We start from the raw sequence: 18,848 nt of genomic DNA, 5'->3' as shown, positions 1-18,848 counted from the left end.
TAATTATCTTTTTTTCAAAATCATTTCTCTTTCTCAATAAGCAATTCTTTAAAAATATACAAATACTTATAATATATCTTTTCTATTCTGAAATTTTCACAACTTTTAATTGCATTTTTTGCTAATAAATGCCTTATATTTTCATTTTTCATAAGCCATTTCATTCGATTTACAAACCCTTTTAAGTCGTTATTAGAAATAATATATCCAGTTTTTTTGTCAACAACTATTTCATCTAAAGATTCAAAGCTGTTAAATACAATTGGCACTACTCCCATTTGCATAGCTTCCATGAGGACCATTGGCCAACCTTCATATCGTGATGTCATCATAAATATTGATGCTTTATTGTAAAAAGTTTCAGGTTGTTGATATCCCAAAAACTTTATACGTTTTAAATTTAATTTCTCTGACATTCTTATAATTCTATCAAAGCCATCACCTCCTCCAATAAAGTCAAAAGACCACTCCATGAAATTTTCATCCTTTTCAATCTCTGACCATATCTTAATCATTAATTCAGGCCTCTTTTGATAGTTAACTGAACATACAACAATTACTTTTTTTTCTTTTTCCACTAACTTACCAACAGGATAAAAATTTTCAAACACAACAGGATTTCCAATCGCTATCAATTTACTCACTGGCGTTTTTGGCAGAATTTCAAAGAAGGTAGGGTAAAATTTTTTAGATAGTAATTGAACTCTATCACTATGCTCAACCATTTTTGCAAATTTCACTCTCTCTTCTTTTTGTAATTTATATTTCCAAATAGGAAGCAAGGGGATCTTTGCAAGAGTATATATTTTATATAATGGATTCTTAGATGAGTAATAAATATTCATTAATGACTCTAAAGAAAGATAACGCAATCGGGGTTTATTATGATAAGCAGAAATAATTTTACAATTTTCTACAAATAAAGATCTTAGAAATAAAAAATCAGTATTCATGGCCTGTGTATTGTAAACTATATCAAATTTATGTTGCGACATAAATACCTCTATTTCTTTTTTATTTTCTACATTTAATTTGATTTTATATTTAAAAAATTGTGATGGATAATTTGAGTCTTCGAAATACCCCAATGCAACAAAATGACCCATTGACTGAAAGGCTTTAGCAAGTACATTCACAACAGTAGCAGTTCCTCCCATATGAGGGGGGTCTGCATCAAAAGAGATAAATAATATATTCAACTCTGATTTCATTTCTCCACAAACCCAAACAGCCCTGACGGATAAGCAGAATTAATAAACTCTGTTTTCAAATCTTTTTTTATCAAAAGCACATAAAATGGGTGTAGTAAAATTGGTAATATTTTTCTCAATACCTTACACAAACTTTTATTTTGTACCCTATTCCCATACATAATTGCCAGACTAAAGTTTATTCCTCCTAATGGCTTTATTTCATATTTACTATACCCTACTAATTCAAAATATTTTTGAAGAGAAAATGGTGTAAATCGAAACTCATCATATGGAACTTCGTATAAAGTCATAACAAAAGGAACTGTAAAAAATAATTTCCCTCCTGGCTTTAGTACTCTTTTTATTTCATCTAAAATTGATTTTGTATCAAAATAGTGTTCTAAGATTTCAGTAGCAATAACCCAATCTACACTATTATCTGAAAGTGGTATTTTTCTCCCGTCCCAATACAAATCTGGTTTTGAAATATGCTCGTAAGAACCACCTTCCCAATCAATTCCAGTATATTTTGATATTTTATTATTTTGAATCAACAGTTCTTTGTAAGGCATAACCCCACATCCAATATCAATAACTTCACCCTCAATTTTATTTTTCAATTCTTCAATTGCCTTTCTAATTGATAATCGAATTGGATAAGACGCATATCCGTTATGTTTTATGCTTGGGTTTAGAAAATACATTTCTTTGTAATCTGACTGAGTCATAATAAAAATAATTTATATAGAGTAATTAATAATAGTAGTTATACTATTACTATGTTTAAATGTTTCTATTTTAAAAACCAAATATCTTCAATATGAATAAACTTGTCTTTTGATATTTCACTTTTTATATCTTCAACAAAATATAAGGGTGTGTGCGTATATAGTGAGGCCCATGCAGAGTAGGAAGATGGAGGTCCGATTATATAATCGCATAGGCTAAGTCCCATTAAATCTTTTAATGAATTTGAATTTTCAATATAAAAAAAATTAAATTCATTAAACTTAATGTAATTAATATTTTCATTACATGCAATAAAGAATCCAATTTTAAGGTCACTTTTAAACATGTAAATGATTTGTTTCATGATTTTTTTATACTCATTTAACTGGTAAAAATATTTACCACCCTTAAATGTACGATAATCTCCATGTCTTATATGAATACCAACAATTTGGTTGTATTCCGATCTTTTGGAATTAAATAGTAAAGTCACGTCATCTAAAATATATTTATCTGGTGCAAATAACTCCTTTAATTGATTTAAATATTTGGCTCTGTTCTTACTTTTCATGTATGAGATGTCAATTACTTTAAAGGATATCCTAGGAATTACTCTGCTTAAAAGACAACAAAGCATCAATATTATTCTTGCAGAAAGGAATGGTTGAACGTACTTTTTATATTTTTTATATCCAATAAACCTTATTATTCCCTTTATAAAAAATGGAAATCTCACATATTTCGAATGATATAAACTCGGAAAATCTTCAATATTAAAATTTGGTGCCCATATTCCAACTCTTTCATTTGTGTCAATTGCATCTGCTATGAAGTTAGAATAGACCCAAAATTGATTACACATTTGACCTGAAGCATATATAATTGTACCTTCCATATTCTTTTTAGACAGATAATTTAGCCTTAATTTGAGTTGTTTTCAATATTTTACTTAATAAAGTACGAATAATAATCTTTTCTTGATTTGTTAATAAAAATATATATAATGATATAACAAAAGCCATTATTGTAATAAAGCACACTGTTAAGAGTCTAAAGAAAGAAATTGGCATAAATAATAATGGAAATAACCCACAAATAAACATAATTAATAACAATTTAATGCATGGATTAAATACTTTTATAAAATACTCCGAATACAATAGACCGCATTCTTTATGGGTAAAGTATAACAAAAGCCCACCTCCAATAATTCCACCTATTGTAATCCAATTTAAATATAAAAAATACGGCGAATATCCAAAATAAAAACAGCAATATGTTAGTATAACTGGAAGTATATTTAATACACTTTTAATTATTGTAAATTCTTTTATATTTCCCTTCGCAGCTATTGCATTTTCCATTAATATAGACAACTGTTCAATCATACTTCGTAACAGTTGTAGTCTGGTAAATAAAACTGCCCATTCAGGAACTTTTTTAAGCCATATTTTTAAAATATAAGGTGTTTCAATTATAAATGGAATGATAAATACTGATAATATAAAAAAAGAAAACTTTGTGCCTATCATTACTGTATTAATCATTACTCTGCGATTCCCTGTGCCTTCTTCCTTGTTTATGATAGGGGTCAATACTTTCATCATAGTAGTAGAAAATACTGCTAATTGTCCTGAAATTTGATTTGCTATTCCTTGTGCTGCATTTAATAGAGTTCCATAAAAACTGTTAAGTACTATACTTAAGCCATATTGAGATAGCATTCCAGTACTTGCCCTAAATAAACTCCAGCTAGCATATCTAACCATCTCTCTTGAAAGTTGCTTGTCCCAATAAAGCCTTGGTGCAATAGTACATTCCTCATATCGTCTATGGCAATAAACACGCATGATAATCATTGTGATAAACGGAACGAATGACATTAAAATACCATAAACAATCAATTTATCTTCTCTCGAATATACTACCGCGAATGCTACAGCTAACCTCATTAGAGATTCTATTACTCCCACAACAGAATAATAGCGCATATTTTCATGAGCATTAAGTATCGCATCGTAAGGTACTGTCATCACAGTAAATACAGTACTTGTTATTAGGCTACAATACACTACCTTAGCAGCATAACTTCGCTCAGCGTCAATATTTAATATCTTATTAAAAAAAAAACAACCAGCGACAATTAATATAAAACCCAATAGAAGTGCTGTCAAAAAGTGGAATACAGTGCTTATATTAAAAATTTTCTTTAGTTTTTCTTTATTCCCTTCCCCTTCAGCATAAGACATGTAACGTTGAGTTGCCCCTCCCATTGCAGCGTTTAAGAACCCCAGCATGGCAATGGCACCTCCCACGATGTTAAAAATCCCAAAGTCTTCGGCGCCAAGCGAGTTGAGTACTAGGCGGGTCGTATAAAGGGAAATAAACATTGTTATCCCCATTTTGGCGTACAAAAACCCCGTATTTTTTATAACTCTGTGTGCTACTGACATGCGTTTTCTTTTTATCCCTTGAGGCGCTCATACACCCTTTTTACCTCCTGAGATTTTGATTTTGGCAATACCAAAATGGTATTTTCGGTTTCAACTATTACCAGCCCATCTACTCCCACCAATTCTACGTGTTTTTGACCCGTTTGTAAGACCATGTTGTTTTCCCTAAAATGATGGTCGTGGCCTTTCGCTTCAAAATAGTCCCACAGGGCTTCGTACGAGCCTAAATCGTACCATTCAAAGGTGGCAGGGACTACTTTAATGCGTTGAGAGCGTTCCATCACGGCGTAGTCAATGCTTTTGGATGGAATGGCTAAGGTTTCAAACTGCGGAAGAAACCCACCTTGTTGGTTTTGCCAGGCATGCTGGGCAGCGGCAAACAGTTCGGGTTCGTACTTAGCAAGTTCTTCCAAAAATACCTTGGCTTTAAAACAAAACATCCCGCTGTTCCACAGAAACTTTCCCGATACAAGAAATTGCGTAGCCGTTTCAATGTCTGGTTTTTCGCGGAAGCTAATCACCTCGTCTCCGTTGTATTCAATGTAGCCATACCCCGTTTCAGGTTTGTGAGGAGTGATGCCAAACGTCACCAAATAATCGTTTTTAGCCCATTGAAAAGCGCTTTTAAACGCGTTTGAATACGCTTTCTCGTTGGAGATGATGTGGTCAGAGGGAGTCACCAACAAAACTGCCTCAGGAGCCACGGAAAAGGCCGCAAACGCAATGGCCGCTGCGGTATTGCGCGGGGCAGCTTCTACGATTTCGGTGTAGTCCGTCAGTCCAATCACATCAAGTTCTTCGCGGCTCAATTGGTAGTTGTCTTTGTTGCCCACCACAATCACCTGTTCACAAAAGGGGCGGTTACGCTCTACGGTATGGCTAAACAACGTTTTGTCGTTAAACAACGGCAAATATTGCTTAGGGCGCTCTTTGGTCGATAAGGGCCAAAGACGGCTGCCTACTCCTCCTGATAGTATGACGTGGATGATTGACATAATTAGGATGGGGTTAAAGCTACCTGTGTCTTCGCCAAATCCACCTTCAATACCATTCCCAACGAATCCAGCATTATCCTCAGTTCGTTTCCTTGTTGCCCCACTACCTCTCCCGTGGCATTGGCAAAAGCGCCTGAACTAATGGTAACGGGCGTGTTGAGCTCGTAGCGTTCTGCTTTGATGGCCTGATGGTCGTAGGTACCGAGCATTCGCTCGATAGTTTCTATTTCCGAATCGCGCACGATGGCAGGTTTTTTGAGCCAAAACAAATAGCGTACCACGCCATGCACATCAAATACCTTGCTGCGTTCGTGTTCTTCGAGGCGTACAAAACAATAGGACCGAAAAAGTGGTTCTTCTACTGTCTTGACTCGATCTGACCACTTTCGCTTAATTTTGAGGATAGGGCAAAAAACTTCAATTCCCTTCTCCTTCAATTTGTCAGCGACGAGTTTCTCACTCCGAGATTTCGTATAAATCACAAACCAAGGCATATTTTTTTAGTGTCGAATGTGTGAATGACGAGTGACTCCTTTTTTATAGCTTCGCCCTTTCAGTCCCGGATAGACTTAGTTTGTGGCGAAATCAATTAACGTATTTCTATATACGCAAACTTGCATACCTCTCCTACCTTACTCAAAAACGGGTTTCGAGTAACTATTTTTTTTACGGCTTCGCCCTTTCAGTCCCGGATGGGCCTAGCTTCGGGCAACGTATGTGCGAGGGGAAATTACGTTGAGTAATTTAGAGCCCTTCGTTGATAGCTCTTTCTACTAATAATGGTAAAGCAGTAAAAAGAGAATTATTCATAATAGTTCAGGACGTTAAATCCTTCTTCGAGTAAAAGTTTATCTTTTTGGAACAACCGCAAGTCAGACATCGCCATATCGGCAATGAGCATGTCGAGCGTGTGTTTTGGCGTCCAGCCTAGTTTTTCCTTTGCTTTGGTCGGATCGCCAATCAGTAATTCTACTTCAGTGGGACGGTAGTAGCGAGAATCAATTTTCACTACCACGGTACCAAGTGCCAAGTGATTGCCCAAGGCAATGCCCAATTCGTCGAGACGTACGGTATCAACCGCACTTATGATGCCAATTTCATTTTCGTTTTCACCCGTAAAGTCAAGCGTAATCCCTAAAAAGGCAAAAGTCTTACGAATAAAATCCCGCACGCGGGTGGTTACGCCCGTAGCCACTACATAATCCTCAGGCATTTCTTGTTGTAAAATGAGGTACATGGCTTCCACATAGTCTTTGGCGTGGCCCCAATCACGTTGGGCGTCCAAATTCCCCATATACAACGCATCTTGTAGCCCCAGGGCTATTTTTGCCGCCGCCCGCGTTACTTTGCGGGTGACAAAAGTTTCACCGCGCAGGGGCGATTCGTGGTTAAACAAAATCCCGTTGCAGGCATACATCCCGTAAGCTTCACGGTAGTTGACCGTAATCCAATACGCGTACATCTTGGCGACCGCGTAGGGCGAACGAGGATAAAACGGGGTGGTTTCAGATTGTGGTATGGCTTGTACCAACCCGTATAGTTCGGAGGTAGAAGCTTGGTAAATTTTGGTTTTGTGGGACAAGCCCAACAAGCGCACGGCCTCTAAAATACGCAGGGTACCAATGCCATCGGCGTTTGCGGTGTATTCGGGTTCGTCGAAACTTACTTTGACGTGGCTCATGGCCGCAAGGTTGTAAATTTCGTCGGGTTGTACTTCTTGAATGATACGGGTCAAATTCATCGAATCGGTCAAGTCGCCGTAGTGCAAAATAAACCGAGGGTTTTCCACGTGCGGGTCTTCGTACAGGTGATCGATTCGTTCGGTATTAAAGAGGGAACTCCGCCGCTTAATACCATGAACGGTGTAGCCTTTCGCCAAGAGTAATTCGCTCAGGTAAGCGCCGTCTTGGCCTGTGACTCCCGTTATTATTGCTACTTTGTTTGTCATAATCGTTGGTGGGTGAGTTCAAGGTTTGCTTACTTCTACTAGTTTCGCACTGCTAATATACACACTAAAGACGTAAGTACCTATGCTTTTTTATTAAATTTTTCAAGATATTTATCAAGTGGCAAAAATACATAAACATTCTAAGAAAGAATTAAACTATGTCCGCAGTCATGTCTTTTATGGAATTGAAATCAGCAACTTAGCTCGAAGACGTATATGCCTATTGGCTACCCATAATACCCTTTTCCATACTTGTAACCATAGCCGTAGCCATAGCGATACTCTTGGCTGTTGCGGTAATTAACCCCATTAAATATGACATTAATGGATTTGTACTTATTGAATTTCTTCAAATCAGCCAAAATAGTCAAGTCTTTTTTAACCGTCACTTCATGTCTCACAACATAGAAACAAGAATCGATGTAAGGCGCAAGCACCAAGGCATCCGTCACCAATCCTACGGGCGGGGTATCGAGTAAGATATAATCAAAGTATTCTCGGTAGGTTGCCAGCAGCGTTTCCATTTTTCCGTTGGAGAGTAATTCGGCTGGATTGGGTGGCAATGGGCCGCAAGAGGCCAAAAACAAATTTTCAATCTCCGTTTTTTTGGCAATCTCCATGGGGTCTGCGGCGCCCGCTAAAAAGTTAGAGAGGCCTTTCTCGCGGGTGAGGCCAAGGTACTTTGTTAGTTTGGGCTTCCGCATGTCTAACTCCAACACCGCCACCCGTTTGCCCAAAGCAGCAATACTGATGGCTAAATTGAGGGTAATGAAGCTTTTACCCTCTCCACTGGTGGAAGAGGTCAACAAAATCACATTTCCTTTGTGTTTATTGTCGGGGTTGATGTACTGCAAGTTGGTACGCAGGAGGCGAAACTGCTCGGCAATAAAAGTTCGGCTCTGAACATCGAGCAGATTGGTTTTAATTTCTTTAGGTTTTAAAGCAATTTCCCCAAAAACTGGCAGCCCCGTCTCCGACTCAATTTCCTTGCGCGACTGAACGCGGTCATTGAGTAATTCGCGAATGTTCATCACGGCCGCTGGCACTACAATTCCCAAAAGCAAAGCCACCAAATAAATCACTTTTGTATTGGGTTTAATGGGGGCAGGGGTGGCGTATGGTTTGTCCACCAAACGGCTGTCAGTCACGGTAGAAGCATAAGAAAGCGCGGTTTCTTCGCGTTTTTGCAACAGAAGCAAATACAAGTTTTCTTTGATATTTTGTTGGCGTTGGATAGTCACAAACTCCCTTTCTTTACGCGGAATCCGACTGATAGACCCTTCAAAACGTTTGTTTAAACCTGCCAAACTTGCTCTAGTGACGAGTAATCCATTTTTTTGGTTATTGACATTTTCCCGAACAGCTTGTTTGGTATTGGAGATCTGCGTGTTTAGGGTTTCCAAAAATGGGTTACCTGGCTGCACCGTTCGCGCCATTTTTTCTTTTTGCAGTTCCAATTCACTGAGTTTCTCAATAAAAGAAGTCAAAATAGGGTCAGTCACCATCAAACTTGCGGGTGCCACCGTTCCTTGGCCATTTTGTAGGTAGCGCTCCACTCCTTCCAATACTTTTAGCTGAATGTCAACTTCGTTGAGTTTGGTGTCATTTTCTTTGACTTTTTCGAGGAATAGGTTAGCCTCTGTACTCAAATCGGTGATTCCTTGGGAAGTTTTGTACGATTCCACGTCTTTTTCAACCGATACAAGCTCTCCCGTAATAAGTTTAAGACGGTCTTCGATAAAACGGAGGGTATTGCTTGCTTCCAAATTTTTATCTTCCAATGCCGAAAAGGTGTAAGTCTCAAGTAGTTTACTCAAAATCGCTTTTCCTTTTTCAGGCACAGGACTCTCAATCGAAAGCTGCAAAACCGTACTTTTTGCATTGAGGAGCTCAATCTGAATTTGGTTGATGAACGCCCCGATTAAACTCTCTTTTTGGCTGAATCTCAACTTAATAAGCCTTCCTTTGGGGACGTTGGGCTGGGCTAAAAACACCCGAAATCGACCATATGTGTTGGTGACAGGTTGGGTGTAAATGTAATTCCCGATGGTTTTATGGTCATTATCCAGTAACTCAAAGTGCTGCGCGTCCACCGTCCTGATGTACATGGGCATTGTAAAAGCCACATCTTGTAATTGGGTGTAATTCAACGTAATGGGCGATTTTTGAAACAGCTCAGTATCGCGATATGTCCCTTCATCGAAATAAGAAACGGTCAGGTTAAGGCCATCAATCACTTTTTCCATGAGGGTACGCGACTTGAGCACTTCCATCTCATTTTCAACGATTTTGTTACCGTTGAACAAATCAAGTTCTTTGAGCATTTCGTTACCGCCTCCCATTCCTTTTTTCTCGTCTTTGATCAAAATAGTAGCAGAAACTTTATAGATGGGGACGGTAAATTGCAAATAAAAGAAAGCGCCCCCCAATGCGACCACCAGGGCCAGTACAAACCAATACCAATAGCGGAGGTATTTTAAGAGAAATAACTTTAAATTAAAGTCTTCTTCTTTTTCTTGCCAAAATTCAAGATTTTCCATAGAGTTTAAAATCAATAACAAATAGTATATTATTAGAAATCAACCACTTACAACTACCGTAACAAGAGATTTAACGCCACTACAAAAGCAGTGGTAATACTTGTGACAATGGGAATAAGCTGTACTGTGCGGTCATTAAACGTAACCTTTGCTTTGCTAGGTTCTACGTAAATAATGTCTCCATTTCGGATGTAGTAGTATGGTGAGTTGAGGACGTCGCGGTTTAAGAGGTTAATTTTTACAATTTCTCTTCCTTTTTCGGTTTCTCGAATTAGCATCACGTTGTTTCGTTGTCCATACACCGTCAAATCTCCCGCCATGGCCAGCGCTGAGGGCAATGTCGTGTTATCGTCAAGGAGGTTATAAGTGGCAGGGCGATTAACTTCCCCTAAAATTGAATACTTGTGGTTGAGAAAGCGCACATTAATTGCTGGATCTTTCAACGACTTACTTACCTCTCCTCGCACAAGGTTTGCCGCTTGGTCGAGGGTGAGTCCTACAAGCTTAATTTTCCCCACAAATGGAATTTCAACGTGTCCGCTGGTATCCACCAAATAGCCCAGCGGCTGTCCCTTAGCAGAGTTACCTTGCAAGCCTGGATAACTACTGGTAGTCAATGAATTAACGTTAGCAAAATTCAAAATTTCGTTAGATTCTTGGTTAAAACTTCCTACAGTAATCGCCAAAATATCATTGGGTTGGATACGGGCAACCACTGGTTTGATGGGTGGAAGCAGGACTGTCTGCGTTGAATCTGTGGATTGGAAATAGACAATTTGCTTAGGACTCATACATCCGTAGAGTGAGCTCAAAAAGATACATCCTAACAAAAAAGCAGTTAGTTTGCTTCGCGTAAAAAGAGAGTAATTCATTCAATGAAAATAAATGATAATTTAAACCGTTATTTTTGTTCTCTATTCCAGTCAAAAGAAAACCCTATCTTTTGACAACTTATCAGAAACTCTATGTTCTCTTTCTTTAAGAAAAAATCTACAACCTCCATTTTTGAACTCCTCCAAACGGATATTCACTCACACCTTATTCCTGGCATCGATGATGGCAGCCCCGACCTTGCTACCTCCCTCCGCTACCTGCAACGTTTTCAGGAGATGGGGCTTCAACGCGTCGTCACCACACCGCACATCTACGATGGCCTCTACAACAATACCACAGCCATCATTCAATCGGGTCTTGCCCAACTTCAAAAAGAGGCCAGCAAGCAAGGGCTAGGCATCAAAATTGAGGCCGCTGCCGAATACTTCGTGGACAAACATTTTGAACAACTCCTATCGTCCAACGACCTGTTGTCGTTTGGGACAGGTCGGTATGTACTCATCGAAATGTCGTTTGTTGCTCCTAGTCAGCAATTAGAAACTGTTATTTTTCAACTACTTACCAGAGGATACCAGCCGATTTTGGCGCATCCTGAGCGCTATAATTACCTCCACCACTCCATGAACACCTACAAACACATCCATGAATTGGGGTGTATGTTGCAGGTTAATTTACCTTCGTTGTGCGGCTACTACGGCCCAGCCACCAAAAAAATCGCCCAACAGCTTATTAAGCTCGATTTGGTTGATTTTCTAGGAACTGATTTGCACCACGACCGCCATTTGGAGCTTTTTGTTGCCCATCAGTTTGATGCTGACCTCGCTAAATTACTCCAAAAAGGAAACTTCAAAAATGCCCTTTTGTAAACTTTTTTACCTAAAAATAACACTTCTAAACACCTTGTAAAAGGTCTTAACCATAATTTCGCCGTCGAGCAACAAACTCCAATTTTCGATGTACCAAATGTCGTAATCCACTTTTTGTTGGAGTACGGCAGGGTCAGTTCCCGCTTGTATCTCCACCTCGTTGGTTTCAGCCCAGCCCATCAAACCAGGTTTTACCCGGTAGCGAACTTTGTAATTTTGGGTGGCCAACTGTAATTGATAATATTCCGAACGTTTGTGCGCCTGAGGCCCCACAAGCGACATATCACCGCGTAAAACATTCAGCAAACGCGGAAATTTGTCCAATTTCGTTTGCAAAAGGATACGCCCAATCCACGTTTTTTGCTTTTCAACCTGGGTTCTAAACACCCAAGAATCAAATTCTTTTCCTCCTTGGCCAAGCAGCCTCTTTTTAATCCATATCGGCCCGCTCGATTCCAGCACAATGGCAAGACTGATAATGGGCACAAGCCACAGACCTACCAAAAGAAGCACCAGCGTACTTAAAATAACATCCGCCAAACGCTTTACCAACCAGTAATAATCGGTATCAAGCAAGGTATTTCGCACCGAAATGAGGGGTTTTCCACCCAACAACTCCAACGTAAAACGGGATGACCGAAACTGTAGAAAACGAGGCGTAAAACGCAACAATATACCCTTAGAATCAGCCCATTGGGTGATTTTTTTGGCAATATCTTCTTCAAAATTTTCTGAGATAACAATCAGCTCATCTAACAAATGTAATGAATGTGCTTTCTCCAAATAACGAAAAGTACCATCCAACTGATCCGTATGCTTTATTGAACTCGGCAACGGAGCAACCCCCACTACTTTGTAACCAAATTGGCTATTTTTTTTGACAAAATCAACAAACCCATTCATCTTACCAGAATCACCCAGCACAACCAGGGTCTTTTGGTAAATACCTTTGCCGTTCCAATAGTGAAATATTTTCCGCAGCCCGTACATCTTTAACGTAATCAGCGTGCCCAACAACGAAACGTACGTCAGCGAAAAAGTACGGGCATGGTTGGTGTCATTGAGGAAGAATAAAAAAACGGTTAGAATCGCAAACTGGAAAAGCAGGTTGGGGAGTAGCGCCCACACTTCGTTGATAAAAGTGAGGGTTCGGAAGTCGTTGTAAAGTGGGGTAAATTTGGAGGCGGCATACCAGCCCACCAACAGCCCACCAACCACCAGCAAGTCGCGCCCAATCCAGACGCGATGGGAAAGCTGGGTGGCCAGCAAGAAAGTAAATAATACAATCAACAAATCGGCCGACAACTTGGTGTAGTTGTGGCGCGTCTCAATCGAATAACTCGGCGCCATCATTGGCAATGAGGTGGTCTGAGTCATAGCGCATTATGGTTTGATGTGGTGCTTTAACAAGACATAGTACAATTTCCTTAAAAAGCATTAACATTCTGAGCCAAAGAATATTCTTTGCCCATTTGAAGGTTTTAGCCTATAAAAGTATCGTTATGCCTTGCAATAATAATTTATTCGTTTTGAAAATCAACCACACCAAGGGTGTTTTTATTGAAGAATTTATCAAACGGCAAAAGAACAAATCCTCCCGCAGTCCAATTTTTCAATAAAAACACCTAGAAAACCGCCTTTATGCGCTAAAAAGGCATTTTTCTATTTTCTTTCCAACAATACCACATTTTCGACGTGATGCGTGTGCGGAAACATATCAACTGGACGCACTTTGGTCACGGCATATTTTTCGTCCAACCAGGCGAGGTCACGCGCTTGCGTAGCCGAATTACAGCTTACATAGACAATTTTGGTCGGCTCCATACGCAAAAGGGTACGCACTACGGGTTCATCCATGCCCGCACGCGGTGGGTCGGTAATGACGACGTCGGGATGGCCGTTTTCTCGAATAAAATCTTCGTTCAAAACATTCTTCATGTCGCCCGCATAAAAGCGCGCGTTGGTGATGCCGTTGATTTGTGCATTGATGTTGGCATCTTCAATGGCCTCCGCCACGTACTCTACCCCCACGACAGATTTGGCTTGGTGGGCCACAAAGTTGGCAATGGTACCCGTACCCGTGTATAAATCATAGACGTGTTCGTTGCCCGTCAAGCCCGCAAACTCACGCGCTACTTTGTAAAGCTCGTAGGCTTGGTCGGAGTTGGTTTGATAAAATGATTTAGGTCCCACGCGAAACGTCAGGTTTTCCATTCGCTCTTCAATGTAGGGTTTGCCAGCGTACAAAATGGCGGTTTGGTCGTAGTAAGAATCATTACCTTTGGTATTGATAATGTATTGTAAGGACGTGATTTCGGGGAAACGGTTTTTCAGAAACGCCATCGTCGCGTCTATGTCCTCTTGATTGGGTTCGGCAAACTGCACAATCACCATGACATCGCCCGTGTTGGCCGTGCGCAGAATTACATTCCGCATAAAACCAACGTTATTTTTTTGGTCGTAAAACCGAAATCCTTTTGATTTAGCAAACGCTTTGAGTTCGTTACGAATTAAGTTGGACGGGTCGGGCTGGAGGTAACATTTTTCTATGTCCAAAATTCGGTCAAAACGTTTTGGTATGTGAAAACCTAAAGCGTCGCGGTCGAGCTCGGTGCCATCCACCATTTCTTCAAAAGTAAACCAACGGAAATTTGAAAATGTAAACTCCAGTTTATTGCGGTAAAAGGTTGTTTCTTTAGAAGGAACAATGGGGTCGATGGTTGGCAACGCTACCTTGGCAATTCGGTGCAAATGATCACTTACTTGCTGCCACTTAAATTGAAGTTGTTCTGAATACTGAATGTGCTGCCATTTACAACCACCACAGGTGCCAAAGTAACTGCAAAACGGCGTCGCCCTTTTTTCTGACCACGAATGGGTATGCAGCACCCGCGCTTCGTAAAATTTCTTTTTCTTGAAGGCCAAGATTTCAACGTCCACCACATCGCCTGGAGCCGCATTTCCTTCGATAAACACCACCGCGCCCTCGTGCTTGGCGATGCACTTTCCCTCCGCAGCAAAATCCTCAATGAGTAGATTTTCTACAACTTGTCTATTTTTTTTGTAATTTTTCATCGTATTGTTTAAGCAACGCCAAAGAACATTCTTGCGTAATTACTTATCAGTTTGAATATCCGATTTATACACCGCGACAAAAGTACAACGAGAAGTTTAGCCCTAAAACCAAATGAAAAAAATTCTACTTCGCACATTGTGGATTTTGATGATTGTGCCAAGCCTCTCGTGGGCATCGCACATAGTGGGAGGCGAAATTGAGTTCTACCCAACCAACCAAGCAGCTAGCCGTTTTTACGTTGGGCTAAATTTTTATTTTGACCAAGCCAATGGTCGTCCCGCCGCAGAAACTCAAACAGTTACGCTTTATTTCTTTCGCAAATCAGACAATGCCTCCATGGGAAGTATTGAGCTTCCCCAAACAACCCGAAAGCTCATTAGCTATACCAACCCTACTTGTGGCGCCTTAAACACCGACTTACGCACGCTGTTTATTAGGTATTCCAGCGAAATTATTATCAATACCCAAAACTTTAACGACCCGCGCGGTTACTACATTGTTTGGGAACGTTGCTGCCGAAATAGCATCATCACCAATATTCTCAACCCGTCGAGTACGGGTGAAACTTTTTATACCGAATTTCCCGCTTTGGTACAAAACAACCAACCTTATACCAATTCTTCTCCCAAATTTGGCGAATTGAAAGGTGATTATATTTGTCTCAATCGCCCTTTTACCTTCGATTTTAGCGGAAAAGACGCCGATGGTGATAGCTTGGTCTATTCACTGACGCGTCCGTGGGCGGGTTTTGCCAGTACCAACAATCCTGAACCCATTGCGCGGGGAAGCAGTGCTTACCCACAGGTCAATTGGGCAGCGGGTATCAACGATCAAAACATGATTCCTGGCCCCGTTCCACTGCGTATCAATCGGCAGACGGGCATCCTCAACGTAACCGCCGACAAAGCAGGACTTTACGTTTTTGCGGTGTTGGTTGAAGAATACCGAAAAGGTGTCAAAATTGGGGCGGTCAGGCGAGAGTTTCAGTTTAAAGTGGTGGATTGTCCCCAAAATTTTGCGCCAACCGCCCTCTACCGAGAAGCAGGTAAAACCGCTTTTTATAAAGAAGGCGAAACGCTCACGATCAAACGCGACCAGTCGAAATGTTTGGACATATTGATAACTGACCGCGACCCTAATCAACGCCTGACGCTTCGTACGGTTGGTATCAATTTTGACGACGCCAGTGTATCAGCCAATCCGCTTACTTACGTCACCAAGTCGGCAACTGATACTTTGAAAGCGCAGATTTGCTTTGAAAAATGCGTCGAAAGCCGTAATAACCAGCCAGTTATTGTTGAAGTCATCGTGGCCGACGATGGCTGCCCCCAACCACTGCTTGACACGTTGCGTATTAGAGTCTTTATTGAAGGCGCACTCAACAACAACCCTGACGTGGTGACCAACTTGACCAATAACCGTGCGGCCATTGCCCAAGGAACAACCCTCAATTTTAATGTAATTGGCAGCGATAAAGACAACGATGAACTCGTTTTGGAAGCAAGAGGACGGGGTTTTCAACTCAATCAGGTGGGTATGACTTTCAATAATGCTACGGGAAAAGGAACTGTGACACAACCTTTTACGTGGGCTCCCCCTTGCAACGCCGTTGGACAAGAGTACATTGTTGATTTTATTGTCACCGACGTGGCCTGCAATCGCCAAGTGAAGGATACAGTCACGGTTCGACTGCAAGCCTCTCCCCTACCCAACAACAAGCCAAAGGTATCGACAAATCTTACCTCCACAGCCGTTATTGACGTTCCTTTGCCTGCCGCCGACGGGAGTGGTTCGGTTGTTTTTGATGTTTATTCCGACGATGCCGACAAAACCGACCAACTGCGGTTGTACGCCCAGGGACAAGGCTTTAACTTGTCTCAATACCAAATGAAATTTGACGAAAAAACGGGAAATCCTCGCCTCACTTCCCGTTTTGAATGGAAGCCCAACTGTGCTGACTACGCTACAATGGCAGGAAAAGAAATGGTGGTGCATTTTATCACCCAAGACAATAGCTGCGGTACCAACAAAAACGACACCCTCGCCGTGAGAATGCGCTTAGGCAATTTACCGACGGCTACCAACGTAGAACAAAACGTTCCAAACGTCATCACCCCCAACGGCGATGGCAAAAATGATTGCTTTTTTATTGAGGGTATTTCGAGCGTAGCTTGTGGGCCTCAATTTGAGAAAATAGAAATTTTTAACCGTTGGGGAAAATTGGTTTATAGTTCTATTGACACAAAATTTAAGTGGTGTGCTGATGGAGTAAGTACTGGTCAGTATTACTATGGTTTAAAATTTACCAATCAAACCATTAAAGGAACATTAGCAGTTATCAAATAAACTGTTTATCAATACCTACCCCGAAACACATTAATCAGTTTATCGGCCAGCAACTCGGCTGAAAAATCGTGGGTTTGTTCGGGGTAAAAATAGACTTGGTGATTGATTCCGTATAACGTCAATTTTGCTTCGGTCAATACCCGTTGCTCAGGCGTAATGATGTTATCTTGCCCGCCGTAAAAAAGGATGGTTCTAGGAGCAGAAGGGGTCATTGTATTCAAGGGACTAGCTTGCAAAAAATCAAGCGGTGCTTCCTCGTACGATTTTCCAATCAGCTGCACAATAGATTTTTCCAAACCTGCTTCACGCAATGCTTTGGAAGTCAGGTCGGTGGGGGCTACAATGCCCACTACCGCCCGTACACCATCCGTGGGATGGGTATAACTGTACTGCATCGCCAAGTGCCCTCCTGCACTTACTCCACCGACGACAAAAGCCCCTTCGTTTAGGTGATAAGTTGCCGCCTTTTGTCTCAAATAAGTCACTAATTGTTGAATATCTGCGATTTGTTGCCCAATACGTATTCCTATTTTGCTGGTCACGCGGTAGTTGGCATTGACAATCGTCAAGTTTTTTTGTGCTTTTTTAAGCTGTTCGACACTGGGGGTTAAAAATGATTTATCACCACCCGACCAAGACCCTCCGTGCAATAAAATCAACACTTCAGAAGGTTTTTCTGAAACAGTTTCGGGGTAGTGAATATCAAAACGTTGCAGTGGATCAGTACCATACGGCTGGTCGTAGAGGTCTTTGTAACCCGCAATTGGCTCATCAATAAAAGGGGTTAGCGTTTCGCTTTGGCAGCCAAACAAGGTCATTGTTAGCAGAGATGAAGCTAATAAGACACGGCTAAGTTTCCAAGTCATTTTTAAACAAGTATTCATTCTATCAATATTTACGGCCTCCGCCTAGGGTTGGTGTGTGATGAATTCAATCTATATACGGGTTAAACGAAAAGAAAGATTAAATCAGTGTTTTGCAGACTTTCTTTAAAATTGCTCCTGAAATATAGGTCTTTTCGGCAAAATCACGGTATTTTTGCCCACATCATGACTTACTTTCTATAAAGCCGCATTTCTATATTCATGTTCTCACTCACCAATAAAGTAGCCCTCGTAACTGGCGGAGCCAGTGGCATCGGACTCGCAATCAGTCAGTTGTTTGCGCAACAAGGCGCCTATGTTCACATTCTTGAGCTCAATCAGGCCCAAGCCCAAACCGTTGCCGATGAGTTGGTGCAACAGGGTTTTCAGGCAGAGGCACACGCGGTTGATGTCTCAAAACAAGCAGATGTAGTCGAAACGATTCAAGCCATTATCCAGAAACATCCCATTGATATTTTGGTCAACAACGCGGGGGTAGCGCACGTTGGGAAAGCCCATACAACCAGCGAAAGTGATTTTGAACGGGTGATGAACGTCAACGTCAAAGGGATGTATAATTGTCTTTTTACGGTCATTCCTCATTTTCAAAGCAAAGGTGGTGGCGTCATTTTAAATACCGCTTCGATTGCAGGTACCGTCGGTATTCCTGATCGGTTTGCGTATTCGACCAGCAAAGGTGCAGTGATTGCAATGACGCTTTCGGTAGCCAAAGATTATTTGCATGACAATATTCGCTGCAATTGTCTTTCTCCTGCCCGTGTTCATACGCCGTTTGTGGATGGTTTTATTGCCAAAAATTACCCTGGCAAAGAAGCTGAAATGTTTGAAAAATTATCAAAATCTCAGCCGATTGGACGCATGGCAAAACCTTCCGAAATTGCCAGCCTCGCGCTTTATCTTTGTTCAGATGAAGCTGGCTTTATTACTGGTTGTGATTATTTGATTGATGGTGGTTTTGTAAAACTTAACAACTAATAATCAGGT

Annotated in this window: 15 protein-coding genes; 3 read left to right on the top strand and 12 right to left on the bottom strand. The window is 40.9% G+C overall.

Annotated elements, in window-relative coordinates; genetic code table 11:
• Nucleotides 1–20: 20 nt before the first annotated feature.
• The 9 genes from DTQ70_RS05995 to DTQ70_RS05955 all read right to left on the bottom strand — a co-directional run bounded on the left by DTQ70_RS05995 (nucleotide 21) and on the right by DTQ70_RS05955 (nucleotide 10,649).
• Entirely contained in the window at nucleotides 21–1,211 is a 1,191-nt protein-coding gene (locus DTQ70_RS05995; RefSeq protein WP_122929969.1) for a glycosyltransferase, read from the bottom strand.
• On the bottom strand, nucleotides 1,208–1,921 hold the full coding sequence (locus DTQ70_RS05990; RefSeq protein WP_122929968.1) for a class I SAM-dependent methyltransferase: 714 nt from the start codon (nucleotides 1,919–1,921) through the stop codon (nucleotides 1,208–1,210). The genes DTQ70_RS05995 and DTQ70_RS05990 overlap by 4 nt, the downstream gene beginning before the upstream one ends.
• Before the next feature lie 65 nt (nucleotides 1,922–1,986).
• Nucleotides 1,987–2,817 carry a hypothetical protein gene (locus tag DTQ70_RS05985; RefSeq protein WP_122929967.1) on the bottom strand — a complete coding sequence of 277 codons (831 nt, stop codon included), beginning with the start codon at nucleotides 2,815–2,817 and terminating at the stop codon, nucleotides 1,987–1,989.
• 7 nt (nucleotides 2,818–2,824) lie between these two features.
• The gene (locus DTQ70_RS05980; RefSeq protein WP_122929966.1) at nucleotides 2,825–4,375 is read right to left on the bottom strand and encodes an MATE family efflux transporter; all 1,551 of its coding nucleotides are present in this window, start codon (nucleotides 4,373–4,375) and stop codon (nucleotides 2,825–2,827) included.
• Nucleotides 4,376–4,386: 11 nt separating this feature from the next.
• The gene (locus DTQ70_RS05975) at nucleotides 4,387–5,370 is read right to left on the bottom strand and encodes a mannose-1-phosphate guanylyltransferase (RefSeq protein ID WP_122929965.1); all 984 of its coding nucleotides are present in this window, start codon (nucleotides 5,368–5,370) and stop codon (nucleotides 4,387–4,389) included.
• Nucleotides 5,371–5,372: 2 nt separating this feature from the next.
• Nucleotides 5,373–5,864: a UpxY family transcription antiterminator gene (locus DTQ70_RS05970; RefSeq protein WP_122929964.1), complete on the bottom strand. Its 492-nt coding sequence runs from the start codon at nucleotides 5,862–5,864 to the stop codon at nucleotides 5,373–5,375.
• A 308-nt stretch (nucleotides 5,865–6,172) separates the two neighbouring features.
• Nucleotides 6,173–7,318, bottom strand: coding sequence for a GDP-mannose 4,6-dehydratase (gmd, locus tag DTQ70_RS05965; protein WP_122929963.1), 1,146 nt, complete (start codon nucleotides 7,316–7,318; stop codon nucleotides 6,173–6,175).
• Nucleotides 7,319–7,545: 227 nt separating this feature from the next.
• The gene (locus DTQ70_RS05960; protein ID WP_122929962.1) at nucleotides 7,546–9,858 is read right to left on the bottom strand and encodes a polysaccharide biosynthesis tyrosine autokinase; all 2,313 of its coding nucleotides are present in this window, start codon (nucleotides 9,856–9,858) and stop codon (nucleotides 7,546–7,548) included.
• Between the two features lie 53 nt (nucleotides 9,859–9,911).
• Nucleotides 9,912–10,649: a polysaccharide biosynthesis/export family protein gene (locus DTQ70_RS05955; RefSeq protein ID WP_229600079.1), complete on the bottom strand. Its 738-nt coding sequence runs from the start codon at nucleotides 10,647–10,649 to the stop codon at nucleotides 9,912–9,914.
• A gap of 174 nt (nucleotides 10,650–10,823) precedes the next feature.
• On the opposite strand from DTQ70_RS05955, the gene DTQ70_RS05950 reads away from it, so the two are divergent.
• A complete protein-coding gene (locus tag DTQ70_RS05950; RefSeq protein WP_122929960.1) occupies nucleotides 10,824–11,558 on the top strand; it encodes a tyrosine-protein phosphatase in 735 nt (244 codons plus the stop codon).
• A gap of 6 nt (nucleotides 11,559–11,564) precedes the next feature.
• Here DTQ70_RS05950 and DTQ70_RS05945 read toward each other — a convergent pair whose 3' ends face one another.
• Together DTQ70_RS05945 and rlmD are read right to left on the bottom strand one after the other, a co-directional pair.
• Nucleotides 11,565–12,935 carry a sugar transferase gene (locus DTQ70_RS05945; RefSeq protein WP_122929959.1) on the bottom strand — a complete coding sequence of 457 codons (1,371 nt, stop codon included), beginning with the start codon at nucleotides 12,933–12,935 and terminating at the stop codon, nucleotides 11,565–11,567.
• Nucleotides 12,936–13,220: 285 nt separating this feature from the next.
• Nucleotides 13,221–14,633, bottom strand: coding sequence for a 23S rRNA (uracil(1939)-C(5))-methyltransferase RlmD (gene rlmD / locus DTQ70_RS05940; RefSeq protein WP_122929958.1), 1,413 nt, complete (start codon nucleotides 14,631–14,633; stop codon nucleotides 13,221–13,223).
• Nucleotides 14,634–14,745: 112 nt separating this feature from the next.
• Here rlmD and DTQ70_RS05935 point away from each other — a divergent pair, with 112 nt between their 5' ends.
• On the top strand, nucleotides 14,746–16,980 hold the full coding sequence (locus DTQ70_RS05935; protein ID WP_122929957.1) for a gliding motility-associated C-terminal domain-containing protein: 2,235 nt from the start codon (nucleotides 14,746–14,748) through the stop codon (nucleotides 16,978–16,980).
• Between the two features lie 8 nt (nucleotides 16,981–16,988).
• Here the strand turns inward: DTQ70_RS05935 and DTQ70_RS05930 are convergent, their stop codons facing one another.
• On the bottom strand, nucleotides 16,989–17,846 hold the full coding sequence (locus DTQ70_RS05930; RefSeq protein WP_164489887.1) for an alpha/beta hydrolase: 858 nt from the start codon (nucleotides 17,844–17,846) through the stop codon (nucleotides 16,989–16,991).
• Nucleotides 17,847–18,065: 219 nt separating this feature from the next.
• Here DTQ70_RS05930 and DTQ70_RS05925 point away from each other — a divergent pair, with 219 nt between their 5' ends.
• A complete protein-coding gene (locus DTQ70_RS05925; protein ID WP_122929955.1) occupies nucleotides 18,066–18,839 on the top strand; it encodes an SDR family NAD(P)-dependent oxidoreductase in 774 nt (257 codons plus the stop codon).
• Nucleotides 18,840–18,848 lie beyond the last annotated feature (9 nt).

The sequence above is a fragment of the Runella sp. SP2 genome, from assembly GCF_003711225.1.
Taxonomy (GTDB): Bacteria; Bacteroidota; Bacteroidia; order Cytophagales; family Spirosomataceae; genus Runella.
Note: the sequence above shows the minus strand (reverse complement) of the source record. Positions and strands in the feature narration are given on the sequence as shown.